The sequence below is a fragment of the Acidovorax sp. 35-64-16 genome (assembly GCF_002281195.1).
GTDB classification, from domain to species: domain Bacteria; phylum Pseudomonadota; class Gammaproteobacteria; order Burkholderiales; family Burkholderiaceae_C; genus Acidovorax; species Acidovorax defluvii.
Map to the genome: position 1 here is coordinate 1 of NZ_NCFM01000060.1, position 11,800 is coordinate 11,800.

Below are 11,800 nucleotides of genomic sequence, written 5' to 3' on the forward strand. Positions count from 1 at the left end.
GAGCGGCAAGCGAGCGCTCAACCTTCCTTGGCCGAACGTGTTTCGAGGCCCAAAACTCGTGCCATACTTGGCCTCATGCGGTTGAATTTCCTATCCGTAAAAACACGGACCGCTGATGTTTTTCCAATCCGGCGGTTGTTGCGACGGTAGTGCACCAATGTGCTATCCAGCCGGGGAATTTGCTGTTAGCGATACCGATATCCATTTAGGCGACCTTGATGGCACGCCGTTTTACATGGGTATGGAACAATTCGAATACTGGAAACATACGCAACTGATCATCGATGTGGTGAGCGGTAATGGCGGCATGTTTTCGCTGGAAAACGGTAGCGGCAAGCGTTTTCTGACGCGCTCGCGCTTGTTTACCGATGCGGAATGGGCGACACTGGAACAGCAGGACCAGACTTAAGAATCATAGGGGAGCAATTTGACGCTGAACGTGACTTCAATTTGCAAATCGTTCGGGCAGCGCAAAGCACTCGATAACGTCAGTCTGCACGTTGCCGCCGGAGAATTCCTGGCATTGCTGGGACCCAACGGTGCCGGTAAAACCACGCTATTTCAAATCCTTTCGGGACTTTTTACCGCCGATTCGGGCACTGCCGTGATTGGCGGCGCCGACATTGGAAAAACACCGATTGCTGCGTTGTCGCAACTGGGAATCGTATTTCAGCAACCGGCGCTGGATCTGGATTTGAGCGTCACCGCCAATCTGCAATTTCAGGCTGATCTGCACGGCATTCCCCGCCATGAGGCAAAGCAGCGCATCGCTTTGTGCCTGGCGCGTTTCGGCTTGTCGGAACGCGCACACGATACCGCACGTGTTTTATCCGGAGGCAACCGGCGCAAGGTGGAATTGGCGCGCGCGTTGCTCACCTATCCCAAATTGCTGTTGATGGACGAGGCCACGGTCGGAATCGACCCCGCTTCGCGCATGCAAATCATCGCGGATGTCAAAACCCTGTGCAAGGAGCAAAACATGGCGGTCTTGTGGGCCACCCACCTGGTGGACGAGGCCGACAGCGCGGACCGCATTATCGTGATGGCCAAAGGCCGGGTGCAATTCGACGGATTGTCGGCGCAACTGGTGGCGGCTCAGCAATGCGCGACATTGACCGATGCTTTTTTACGCTTGACCGAATAATAAACAACGGGAGACAGGGGCGCATGAAAATAACCATACAAAAAATTTTTCCGGCGTGCGCAATGACGATTGCGATCGCAGTGGGCTTTGCGCTACCGACAGTTGCGTCGGCCAAACAAACCGGAGCGGTATTCATTTCCAGCGAAAAGGATAATCTGATCACCGTACTGGACGGCAAGACCCAGCAACAGATCGCAGCGATCAAGGTGTGCAAGCGCCCGCGCCATATGCAGCTCACAAAGGATCGTCTGCGGTTGATCGCGTTATGCGGCGATGACGGCAGCGCGGTGGTGATCGACGTTGCTACTAAAAAAATAGTGGACAAGATACCGCTGCAAGAGGGCGCGGAAATATTCGACCTGTCGCCCGATGGCAAAAAGCTCTATTTCTCGAATGAAGACGAAGCCACTATCGTTGCAGTCGATCTTGCCAGCAAAAAAATACTCAGCGAAATCAAGGTTGGCCAAGAACCGGAAGGCGTGCTGGTGACGCCGGACGGCAAGACGCTGTATGCGACTTCCGAAGTTGCAAGCTTGGTGCACGTGATCGATATTGCCAGCAGAAAAATCGTCAAGAATATCGAAGTTGGCCAGCGTCCGCGTCGCTTTGCCTTGACCCCGGACGGCAAGGAGCTGTGGGTCACCTGTGAACTCGGGGGATCGGTGAGCATTATCCGCACTGCCGACTATAGCATCAAGGGCACGGTCAAATTCCAGCCGAAGGGCTTCCGTGCCGACGATATCACTCCGGTGGGAGTGACGATGGCCACCAACGGCAAAACCGCTTTCGTGGCGCTGGGCAAGGCAAATCATGTGGCGGTGGTCGATGTGGCAAGCATGAAAGTGCAGAATCTGATTCTGGTGGGCAAGCGCGCATGGGGTTTGGCGCTGTCGCGCGACAATGCGACGCTGTATGCTGCCAACGGCTTGTCGGACGATGTTTCAGTGGTCGATGTCGCCCGAGGCCGTGCAGTGAAAACAATAAAGGCTGGCCGGGTGCCGCATAGCGTGGTAATCGATGATTAAGCCCACTTTCGATTTGAATACCAATTCTGGTCGCTGGCGCACGCTGCTCGCTTGTGCTCTTCTGGCAGGCGGAAGTTGTGCCGCGCAGGCACGCGATTTGACGATCGGCGTCGTCTATGCGCCGGACGATGCGCGCTATGCATCGAAACGGCTGGAGAAAAGTTTTCCCGGTCACCCGCTAGGCCGGCCTAAAGCGGGCGCCGAAGTCGCCCTTGCCGAATCGCAATTCCAGCTGTCCAATGCCGGCCTGAAAATTGCGCTGCAGGAAATCCCGCTGGATACCGTGCAGCAGGCACGCACGCAAATCGTTGCGATGGCGCAAAAGGGCGTCCGGCATTTCCTGCTCGACCTGCCGGGCGTCACGGTAGCGGAGCTGAGCAAGTCGTTGCAAACTACCGATGTAATGCTGTTCAATGTGTCGGCGCCGGAAGATAATTTGCGCCGTGCCGCTTGCAGCCCGAACCTGTTTCATACGCTGCCGGATGAATCGATGATGGCGGACGCGACCGCGCAATTCCTGACCGCGCACAAATGGACCCGCGTGCTGTTGCTGACCAGCACTGCAGCCGCCGACGCATCGCGTATCAGTGCAACGCGTCAGGCGATCAAGCGTTACGGCATCAAGGTGGTCGCAGATAAAATTTTCAAGCTGTCGAATGACCCGCGCGAGCGCGAATTGGGCAATGTCGCATTGCTCACTGCGGGGATCGATGCCGATGTAGTGTGGGTGGTGGATGCCGACGGTGAATTCGCGCGCGATGTGCCTTACCGAGTAAATTTGCCGCGGCCCGTGGTCGGCAGCGCCGGGCTGGTGGCAGAAGCCTGGCAAACCTCGTGGGAGCGCTACGGCGCGCCGCAATTGTCGCGGCGTTTCAAAAAAATCACAAACCGGCCCATGGCGGGCGCCGATTGGGCCGCATGGATTGCGACCAAGGCGATTATCGAAGTCGCGCTCAAGCTGCCGGACGCACGCACGCATCGGCGTGCATTGCGCAGCCCGGATCTGGCGCTGGACGGCTTCAAGGGCGCGCGCCTGTCGTTTCGCGCGTGGGATCAGCAACTGCGGCAACCGGTGTTTCTTGCCCATGGCGGCATCGGCGGCGGTATCGCCGGGGTTGCGCCTTTTGATGGCTTTTTGCATCCGACCAATAACCTCGATACGCTGGGCGCCGATCAAAAGGAATCGCCCTGCAAGCTTAGCGACAATGGCAGCAACGCAGCCGGAAGCAAAAAATGAAAACCGCACACGCGTTGCTGGCCCTGCGCGCGATTGCGGGGCGCGAAATTCACAAATTCCTGCGCCAGCCGGGCCGCTTGATTTCGTCGCTGGTACGCCCGGCGCTATGGCTGGTGGTGTTCGCGGCCGGCTTCCAGAACGTATTCGGGGTAGCGATCCTGCCGCCCTATGACACGTACGTCGAATACCGGGTCTATATGGTGCCCGGCCTGGCAATGATGGTATGCCTGTTCAATGGCATGCAATCGTCGCTGGCGATGGTGTACGACCGCGAGATGGGTGTGATGCGGCTATTGCTGACCGCGCCGCTGCCGCGCGCTTATTTGCTGGCGTGCAAACTGCTGGGCACCACTTTTCTGTCGGTGCTGCAAGTTGTCGCTTTTTTCCTGCTGGCGCTGCTGTTCGGTATTGATCTCACCTTCAGGCAAATCGCCATCGCAATGCCGATCGTCGCACTGGGTGCTTTCATGCTGTCTGCCTTCGGGCTGATGCTGTCGGTATACATCAAACAACTGGAAAATTTCGCCGGCACCATGAATTTCGTGATTTTCCCGATGTTTTTTCTGTCGACAGCCTTGTATCCTTTATGGAAAATCCAGGAATCGGGCGCGCAATGGATTTATGTACTGACCCGTTTCAATCCGTTTACGCATGCAATCGAAGCATTGCGTTTCGCACTGTACGGCCAGATCGAGCCGGTTTCTCTGACCGTGGTTGCAATCAGTACTATCGTTTTTTATTTAATCGCTGCAGTCGGATATGACCCGCAGCGAGGCTTGATCAAATCTGCGTAAGAACATGGCTCTGATCATCCCTCATTATTTTGCATGGAGCAGCGCAATGGCGACTCGCCTCTACTTTCGCATCTTGGCAGCGTTGTGCTTGCTGCTTTCCATGTCCGTTCTGCAGGCGGCCGAAAAGCCGTTAACACCGCTGCGTGTAGGCGTGCTGGAATTCGGTACCGTCAATTGGGAACTGGAAGTGATTCAAAGCCGCGAACTCGCTAAAAAGCGTGGCATCGATTTGAAAATCGTGCCGCTGGCGTCCGGCGACGCTTCCACCGTGGCGCTGCAAGGCGGTGCGGTGGACATGATCGTATCCGACTGGATCTGGGTGACCCGCCAGCGTGCCGAGTCCCATATGTATACGTTCGCGCCGTATTCGAACGCGGTGGGAGCGGTAATGGTCAAGCACGATAGCGGCATTAAGCAATTAGCCGATTTGCGGGGCAAAAAAATAGGGATTGCAGGCGGCCCGATGGATAAAACCTGGCTGTTGCTGCGCGCGTATGCACAACGCAAGCTCGGCGTCGATCTGACGCAAGCGGCGGAGCCGAATTATGCAGCGCCGCCGTTACTCAATGAACTGGCTTTGCGCGGGCAAGTGGATGCGGCACTGAATTTCTGGAATTATGCGGCGCGTCTGGAAGTGAGCGGCATGCGGCCATTGATCGAAGTGCCGGAAATCCTCAAAGGACTGGGAATTGACAAGCCGATTCCATTGATCGGCTGGGTGTTCCGCGAAGATTGGGCGGCTGCCAATACGGCAGCGGTCAAAGGCTTCTTGGCGGCATCGTATGAAGCGAAAGCCATTTTGGCCAGTTCGGATGCGCAATGGGACCGCCTCAGGCCAAAAATGCGGGCGGAAAACGATGCAGTCTTCAAAGCGCTGCGTGCGAAATTCCGGGCGGGCACTCCTACATGCTCGGATCCAGACACCATGACCGCAGTTGCCGCCACCTTCAAGATACTGGCCGAGACGGGCGGCGAAAAACTGGTTGGCAAGTCCAGAAGCCTGACAAGCGGCACTTTCTGGCCCGGTTTTTCACTGCCCCCATGCAGCAAGCATTGAAACCTGCGTTGGAATCCGGCATGCAATTGATGCAAGGGCGCTGGGCGCGAATTTTGCCGCTGTTGCTGTTTGTCTGCGTTTGGCAAGTGCTGGCGATAACACTGGATAGCAAAACCCTGCCGCCGCCCAGTGCGGTGATATCGACTTTATGGCACGAGTTGCGTGCCGGCGATTTGCTGTTTCATCTCGGCATGACGTTGCGCCGGGTCGGATTCAGCTTTGTCGCTGCGATGCTGATCGGCGTCGCGCTGGGCATTTTGATGGGCAATTCGAGAAATTGGGATCGCGTACTCGATACTTTCCTGATCCTGGGCCTGAATATCCCAGCCCTGGTGACCATCATCCTGTGCTACATCTGGTTCGGCCTGTCCGAAACGGCGGCGGTGCTGGCGGTGACCATAAACAAGATTCCGATGGTTGCCATCAGTTTGCGCGAAGGGGCGCGCGCGGTGGACAAGAATCTGCTGCAAGTGGCGCACGTGTATCGCTTGTCGCGCCGCGAGACTTTTTTCAAGGTATATCTGCCGCAACTGATTCCCTATTTGTTCGGCTCGGCCCGCAACGGGCTGGCATTGATCTGGAAAATCGTGCTGGTGGTAGAGCTGCTGGGACGCAGCAATGGAGTCGGTTTTCAGATCGGCAGTTATTTTCATTTTTTCGACATCACCGGCATTCTGGCTTATACGCTGGCATTCGCATTAGTGATTTTCGGTATCGAAGCGCTGCTGTTGCGCCCGCTCGAAACCCATCTGAACCGGTGGCGCACATGAATTCGTTGACGATCGATATCCGCAAGAAAGCGTATCCGAACGGCTGTTGCGCGATTGAAAACTTGGCATTTACCGCGCAGCCCGGCGAGTTCGTCGCGATTATCGGCCCTTCCGGCGCCGGCAAGACTACCTTGCTCAATTTGATCGCGGGACTGGATCGAAAACTGGAAGGCAGCATCGCCTTGCATTCGGAAGCGGGCACTCAGGCTGCTCCGACAATCGGCTTCATGTTCCAGGAGCCGCGGCTGATGCCGTGGCTGACCGTGCAGCAAAATCTGGAAATGGTGCTCGCTCCGCATGCGCGTGCGCAGCAAACCGCCTCCTTGCAGGATTTGTTGGCGCTGGTCGGCTTGCCCGGGTGCGGCGCACTGTTCCCAGGCCAGTTATCAGGCGGCATGCAGCGCCGGGTTGCGTTGCTGCGCGCTTTTATCGTCGAGCCGGATGTATTGCTGATGGATGAACCGTTTCAGTCGCTCGATGCACCGACTGCCAGTCAACTCAGAGTGTTGCTGCAAGACCTGTGGCAACGCACGCGTCCGACCGTGCTGTTTGTTACCCACAGTCTGCGCGAAGCGCTCAGCGTAGCCGACCGAATTTTATTCCTTTCGTCCCGGCCTTCCAGAGTCATTCTGGATTTCGCAGTCGAGTTGCGGCGCCCGCGCACCATCGAAGACATGGCGGTGCAGAAACTGCATACCTCGCTGCTCGAGCAGCATCCGCAATTGCTGGAAGGACGGCTGTCGCCCACGCAGGAAAAAGCCCCGTCTGATACGGTTCTGCAAACAGCGAAATATTGAGCGCAGAGCGCTCGGTCTTTCAATAGGGGATTTTTGCCGTAACCGCGCGCCAAGACTGGCGTCAATGCTATAAAAATATCCGTTAAACGGTCTTGGACTTTTCACCCTGATACCGTGCTCCGTACTGCAGGCGATAAACGGATATCGGTATCAGGCCGTCAAACCGTGCATCAATGTTCTGTGACCGTTCCGCGCCAGGCGCCGGTTTCCTTTCCGCGGCTTTCGAGCATTTCCTTGAACCGCTTCAAATTGCCTTTGGCCTGCATTTTTACTACACCGAATGCATCGCCGATGTGTTCGGCTACGCTCTCAGGGTCGTAATCCATTTGCAGCATGATTCTGGTCTTTGCATCCGAGATTTTATGGAAAGTAACCACCCCTGCGTTGCTTGTCCCGCTCGTGCTGTGCCACGCGATGCGTTTATCGGGAATTTGTTCGGTAATTTCCGCGTCCCATTCCTTTTCTTTCCCGGCAACATCGGCACGCCAATGTAAATGTTTGTCATCGAGTTGCCGCACTTCGTGCACGCTGTCCATAAACCGCGGGAAATCCTGGAACTGGGTCCATTGGTTGTATGCAGTGCTCACCGGTACATTGACTTCGATCGATTCTTCAACCGATGACTTCATGCCTGAATCACGCATTTTTTTCAGCTGTTTCGACAAGAGAACTCCGCCCACGGCAATCGCGGCGGCTGTAACAAGTCTGTTTGGCATTTTGCATCTCCTTTACGATGAGAGTTCATTTGCATGCACTGGGTATGACATTTTTGCGCTGGCTTCAAAAATTAAATATCTTTTTCACAACAGCGAACGGATATGACATTAGAAAAATAGTATGGTTCGTTCCGGAGCCGGCGAGCGGAAGGATTTTTAAGCCGTCAAAGCTAAATTTGCTATTTATCAAAAACAGCGGGCGGTTCCCAACGTGAAAGTGACAAGACTGGCGGCGCACAGCGTTCCGGAAAGTTTGCCGCAGATTAACACGCCAGGCGAAAAATTATTTGCAGTCGTATATGGCGGGAGTATTGCTAGAATACAGGCTGTTGCCTCTTTATTTTTGTGCGGAAATAAATATACATCCCCTTGTATATGCGCGCAAAAAATAGCAACCTCCAGCGGCCGCCGCTGCTACAGAAAATCGCTAGGCTCGGCTCCGGTTAATCGCGATCTCCGGTTCCCGTCTTTCTGGTGTTTTTCAGCGAGACGGGCATCCGATAATGGTGCGTATGTTCCGGGTATTCCGGATCGCCTGAATCTCATCTGCATATCGTTTGACTATCGGAAAGGATGTCGCCATGCCCAAGGAATCTACCGGAGTGAGCCTGGACGGCCAGGGCAAGCCGCTGTGGCTGGCGCTGGAATTGACTTATCGCTGCCCGCTGAAATGCTCGTGGTGCAGCAACCCGCTTAATTTCGAGGATTACGCCGCGCTGGAACTGTCGACCGACGAATGGCGGCGCGTGATGCGCGAGGCACGCGCGCTGGGTTCGCTGCAAGTCGGCTTTACCGGAGGCGAACCGCTGCAGCGCAAGGATCTCGAAGAACTGGTCGCGTATGCGGAAGAAATCGGTCTGTACAGCAACCTGATCACTTCCGGCGTCGGCCTGACCGAAGAACGCCTGATCGCGCTGAAACAGGCTGGCTTAAAGCAGATCCAGCTATCAATGCAGTCCACCGAGGCTGCGCTGACCGATGAACTGGTCGGCGCCAAAGCGCATTTGCTGAAACTGGAAGCGGCGCGGCTGATCAAGGCGCACGGTTTTCCGATGGTGCTGAACATGCCGGTCGGACGTCAGAACATTTCCCAGGTCGGCGCAATGATCGATTATGCAGCCAGCCTCGGCGCCGAATACCTGGAGCTGGCCAATTTGCAGTATTACAACTGGGCGCTGATCAATCGCGAAGAACTGATGCCGAGCCTGGAACAGGTGCGCGCGGCGGAAACAGTAGTGCAGGGCAAGCGGGCACAGCTGGGCAAGAAAATGGCGATCTACTATGTGATCCCCGATTATTACGAAGACCGCCCGAAGGCGTGCATGAACGGCTGGGGTGCGATCCACCTGACCGTCGCGCCGGACGGCGTGGCGATGCCATGCCAAGAGTCGCGCATGATTCCGGGACTGGAATTCGTGTCGGTGCGCGACCGGCCGCTGGACTGGATCTGGCACGAGTCGCCGCTGTTTCGCAAATACCGCGGGCTGGACTGGCTGCCGGAAGCATGCCGCAGCTGCGACGAGCGCGAAAAGGATTTCGGCGGCTGCCGCTGCCAGGCTTTCCTGCTCACCGGCGACGCCGGCAATACCGATCCGGCCTGCAGCAAATCGCCGCACCATCATTTGATCCAAGCCGCAGTACAGGCAGCCGCGCAGCCGATTCGCTTTCATAAGCCGCTGGTCAGGCGCGCCAACGGCGTGATGTCAACCGCCTTCCTGGAGGACTGAATGGGCCATCCATACGACACTGCAACCGGCACTCTGATGCTGGGGGCGCTACTGACCGCGGTGCTGCTGGCGCTGCTGCATTTTGTGATTCTGTGAGGCTGCGATGGAAGCTGCGATTTTCGACCTGGTGCTGCGCTGGGTACACTTTCTGGCCGGAGTGGTCTGGGTTGGACATAATTATTCCAGCGTGGTGCAGCGGCCGACCTACCGGCCGCTGTGCGCGCAGGATCTGAGCAGCGACGACAGCCCGCGCTTCCAGGCGCTGCTCAATCGCGAGCATGGCATGTTCCGCTGGGCATCGGTAGCGACCTGGTGCGCGGGCTTGCTGATGCTATGGCATCGCGGTACGCTGGGCGATGCGCTGAGTCTGCATGGCGCGCTGGCGCCGATCGGCATCGGCATGTATATCGGCACGCTGATGATGCTCAATGTCTGGTTCGTGCTGTGGCCGCACCAGCAAAAAGTGCTGGGGCTGGTGCCTGCCACGATCCCTGAGCGGTTGCGCTGCTCGCGCATCAGTCACCTGTCGTCGCGCACCAACACGATGCTGTCGGTGCCGCTGCTGTTCTTCATGGCGGCCGGCGCGCACGGCGGCGCTTATCTGTTCAAATGATGCCCATGATGCAGGGTTACAACTTCGCGTCCGGCCCGGCGCGGCTGCCGGACCCGGTGCTGGCGCGCGCGCAGCAGGAATTGCTGGTGCGCGGCGGCGACGGCATCAGCGCGGCCGAGCGGCCCTTTACCGGCCCTGTATTTCGCGCCACGCTCGCGCATGCGCGCCAGCGCCTGGCCGAACTGCTGGCGCTGCCGGATAATTACCGGATACTGTTTTTGGCCGGCGGCGCGATGCACCAGTTCTCGATGGTGCCGCTCAATTTATTGGGCGACTCGCGCCGCGCCGCCTATGCGGATTCCGGCTACTGGTCGCGGCGCGCAATGACTGAGGCTGCGCGCTTCGCCGATATCACGCTGGCCGCGCAATTTACCGGCAGCGCGCCATTGGCCGCGCCGCCGCTGGAGGGCTGGCAACTGCCGCCAGACAGCGCATATTGCCATATCACGCCTAATGAAACGGTTGACGGCGTCGCCTACCCGGCGTTGCCCGAATGCGGCGGCGTCCCGCTGGTGGCCGACGCGACTTCGTGCCTGCTGACCGCGCCGCTGGACGTATCGCGCTTCGGGCTGATCTATGCGGCAGCGCAAAAAAACATCGGGATTGCCGGCATGACGCTGGTGATCGTGCGCGAAGACTTGTTGCAACGCCCGGCGCCGCTGGCGCCGACGCCGTTTTCCTACCGGATTCAGGCCGAGCAGCATAGTTGCGTAAACACCCCGCCGACCGTCGCGATCGCGCTGGCCGGCATGGTGTTCGACTGGATCGCCGACCATGGCGGGCTGGTTGCAATGGGCGAACGCAACCGGCGCAAGGCTGCGCAGTTGTATGCGGCGATCGATGGCAGCGGCGGCTTTTATCATGCGCCAGTGGCGTCCGGCCACCGCTCGACTAGCAATGTGCGCTTTCACCTGGCAAATGATGCGCTGACCGAGCCCTTTATCGCCGCGGCCGAACAGCGCGGCCTCCATAATCTGCGCGGCCACAGCCAGATCGGCGGACTGCGCGCCAGCCTGTACAACGCGATGCCGGAAGCCGGTGTCGCGGCGCTGACTGCATGCATGGCTGACTTTGCACGGCGTTACGGATGAAATGCTTGTTGCCGCGCGTGGGATTGGCCGGCGGCATCGACCGCGACGGCAGCCGCGCAGCCGAATTGCTGACAGCCGGTTTCGGCAGCGTCGAGTTCGGTACTGTCGCCCCGGATCTGGAATCGGGCCACCTTTCCAGCGTCTCACTACTGACGCAGCGCCTGGCTGCGCTCGGCCCCCGGCTGCGCGCTGTACAAGGCAGCGCGCTGATCGGCGTCGGCCTGGGTCTGGCGCAGGGCGCAGAATTGACGGCATTGGACGCGCACTGGCTGGCCGGATTGCAAGTCGCATGGCCGGTCGCCGATTACCTGAGTTTCAATTTGAGCGCTGCTGCCAACCGGCCCTTGCTGACCGCACCCTATGCGGGACTGCTGACCCGCACACTGGCCGCGGTCGCCAATGAGCGCGAATGGCTGACGGTCGATAGCCGGCGCCGTGTCGCGCTGACGCTGAAACTGCCGCTGGAAGGGCCGTCGCTGCCGGCGGCGGCGCAGATGGCGCTGGCTGCGGGTTTCGATGCGTTGATCGTGGTGCTGCCGCAGCGGCCTGAGCGCCTCGACTGGTTGCACGCATGGGCGCAGTGCATCGATACCGAGACGCAACTGGTGGCGGTCGGCGGTATTCGCAGCGGCACCGATGTGCGGGCCGCGCTGGACGCCGGTGCGAGCGGGATTCAGGTGCATCGGGTGTTTACCGAACAGGGCAGCGCCTGCCTGTTGCCGCTGCTGGCAATCGCAGATTTGAAAGTGAACAGGAAAGTCAATGAAATCAACGATCTACCAACACCACCTCCGCGCCAGTGCTAGCTTTTCGTACCGTCACTTATTGC

Annotated in this window: 12 protein-coding genes and 1 pseudogene; 12 read left to right on the plus strand and 1 reads right to left on the minus strand. The window is 58.2% G+C overall.

All coding sequences use genetic code 11. The features are described from left to right. Nucleotides 1–100 precede the first annotated feature (100 nt). The 8 genes and pseudogenes from B7Y64_RS18390 to B7Y64_RS18425 form a co-directional block, all read left to right on the plus strand. Nucleotides 101–409, plus strand: a pseudogene (locus tag B7Y64_RS18390) (DUF779 domain-containing protein); the annotation flags it as partial. An 18-nt stretch (nt 410–427) separates the two neighbouring features. Beyond that, nucleotides 428–1,144 carry an ABC transporter ATP-binding protein gene (locus tag B7Y64_RS18395; protein WP_291325958.1) on the plus strand — a complete coding sequence of 239 codons (717 nt, stop codon included), beginning with the start codon at nt 428–430 and terminating at the stop codon, nt 1,142–1,144. A gap of 62 nt (nt 1,145–1,206) precedes the next feature. Beyond that, on the plus strand, nt 1,207–2,169 hold the full coding sequence (locus B7Y64_RS18400; protein ID WP_291325960.1) for a PQQ-dependent catabolism-associated beta-propeller protein: 963 nt from the start codon (nt 1,207–1,209) through the stop codon (nt 2,167–2,169). Nucleotides 2,170–2,182: 13 nt separating this feature from the next. After that, nucleotides 2,183–3,406, plus strand: a complete 1,224-nt coding sequence (locus tag B7Y64_RS18405) for an ABC transporter substrate-binding protein (protein ID WP_291325962.1) — start codon at nt 2,183–2,185, stop codon at nt 3,404–3,406. Next, nucleotides 3,403–4,200: an ABC transporter permease gene (locus tag B7Y64_RS18410; RefSeq protein WP_291325964.1), complete on the plus strand. Its 798-nt coding sequence runs from the start codon at nt 3,403–3,405 to the stop codon at nt 4,198–4,200. The genes B7Y64_RS18405 and B7Y64_RS18410 overlap by 4 nt, the downstream gene beginning before the upstream one ends. A 4-nt stretch (nt 4,201–4,204) precedes the next feature. After that, nucleotides 4,205–5,257, plus strand: a complete 1,053-nt coding sequence (locus B7Y64_RS18415; protein WP_291325966.1) for an ABC transporter substrate-binding protein — start codon at nt 4,205–4,207, stop codon at nt 5,255–5,257. Next, on the plus strand, nt 5,242–6,027 hold the full coding sequence (locus B7Y64_RS18420) for an ABC transporter permease (protein WP_291325968.1): 786 nt from the start codon (nt 5,242–5,244) through the stop codon (nt 6,025–6,027). Before B7Y64_RS18415 ends, B7Y64_RS18420 begins: the two co-directional genes overlap by 16 nt. Further along, nucleotides 6,024–6,824 (plus strand): ABC transporter ATP-binding protein, encoded by an 801-nt coding sequence (locus tag B7Y64_RS18425; RefSeq protein ID WP_291325970.1) that lies wholly within the window; start codon nt 6,024–6,026, stop codon nt 6,822–6,824. The genes B7Y64_RS18420 and B7Y64_RS18425 overlap by 4 nt, the downstream gene beginning before the upstream one ends. Before the next feature lie 170 nt (nt 6,825–6,994). Here the strand turns inward: B7Y64_RS18425 and B7Y64_RS18430 are convergent, their stop codons facing one another. Then, nucleotides 6,995–7,540, minus strand: a complete 546-nt coding sequence (locus tag B7Y64_RS18430; RefSeq protein WP_291329540.1) for an SRPBCC family protein — start codon at nt 7,538–7,540, stop codon at nt 6,995–6,997. 581 nt (nt 7,541–8,121) lie between these two features. Between B7Y64_RS18430 and pqqE the strand changes: the two genes are divergently transcribed. The 4 genes from pqqE to B7Y64_RS18450 all read left to right on the plus strand — a co-directional run bounded on the left by pqqE (nt 8,122) and on the right by B7Y64_RS18450 (nt 11,777). After that, nucleotides 8,122–9,267: a pyrroloquinoline quinone biosynthesis protein PqqE gene (gene pqqE / locus B7Y64_RS18435; RefSeq protein WP_291325974.1), complete on the plus strand. Its 1,146-nt coding sequence runs from the start codon at nt 8,122–8,124 to the stop codon at nt 9,265–9,267. 103 nt (nt 9,268–9,370) lie between these two features. Next, entirely contained in the window at nt 9,371–9,880 is a 510-nt protein-coding gene (locus B7Y64_RS18440; protein ID WP_291325976.1) for a urate hydroxylase PuuD, read from the plus strand. Nucleotides 9,881–9,885: 5 nt separating this feature from the next. Further along, on the plus strand, nt 9,886–10,971 hold the full coding sequence (gene serC, locus B7Y64_RS18445) for a 3-phosphoserine/phosphohydroxythreonine transaminase (RefSeq protein ID WP_291325978.1): 1,086 nt from the start codon (nt 9,886–9,888) through the stop codon (nt 10,969–10,971). Continuing rightward, nucleotides 10,968–11,777, plus strand: coding sequence for a hypothetical protein (locus tag B7Y64_RS18450; RefSeq protein ID WP_291325981.1), 810 nt, complete (start codon nt 10,968–10,970; stop codon nt 11,775–11,777). The genes serC and B7Y64_RS18450 overlap by 4 nt, the downstream gene beginning before the upstream one ends. Nucleotides 11,778–11,800: the final 23 nt, after the last annotated feature.

What these genes read in the sequence shown, in the direction of transcription:
- B7Y64_RS18450 (WP_291325981.1), top strand. Translation starts at nt 10,968, where the DNA reads ATGAAATGCTTGTTGCCGCGCGTGGGATTGGCCGGCGGCATCGACCGC.
- B7Y64_RS18420 (WP_291325968.1), top strand. Translation starts at nt 5,242, where the DNA reads ATGCAGCAAGCATTGAAACCTGCGTTGGAATCCGGCATGCAATTGATG.
- pqqE (WP_291325974.1), top strand. Translation starts at nt 8,122, where the DNA reads ATGCCCAAGGAATCTACCGGAGTGAGCCTGGACGGCCAGGGCAAGCCG.
- B7Y64_RS18440 (WP_291325976.1), top strand. Translation starts at nt 9,371, where the DNA reads ATGGAAGCTGCGATTTTCGACCTGGTGCTGCGCTGGGTACACTTTCTG.
- B7Y64_RS18430 (WP_291329540.1), bottom strand. Translation starts at nt 7,540, where the DNA reads ATGCCAAACAGACTTGTTACAGCCGCCGCGATTGCCGTGGGCGGAGTT.
- B7Y64_RS18425 (WP_291325970.1), top strand. Translation starts at nt 6,024, where the DNA reads ATGAATTCGTTGACGATCGATATCCGCAAGAAAGCGTATCCGAACGGC.
- B7Y64_RS18410 (WP_291325964.1), top strand. Translation starts at nt 3,403, where the DNA reads ATGAAAACCGCACACGCGTTGCTGGCCCTGCGCGCGATTGCGGGGCGC.
- B7Y64_RS18400 (WP_291325960.1), top strand. Translation starts at nt 1,207, where the DNA reads ATGACGATTGCGATCGCAGTGGGCTTTGCGCTACCGACAGTTGCGTCG.
- B7Y64_RS18415 (WP_291325966.1), top strand. Translation starts at nt 4,205, where the DNA reads ATGGCTCTGATCATCCCTCATTATTTTGCATGGAGCAGCGCAATGGCG.
- serC (WP_291325978.1), top strand. Translation starts at nt 9,886, where the DNA reads ATGATGCAGGGTTACAACTTCGCGTCCGGCCCGGCGCGGCTGCCGGAC.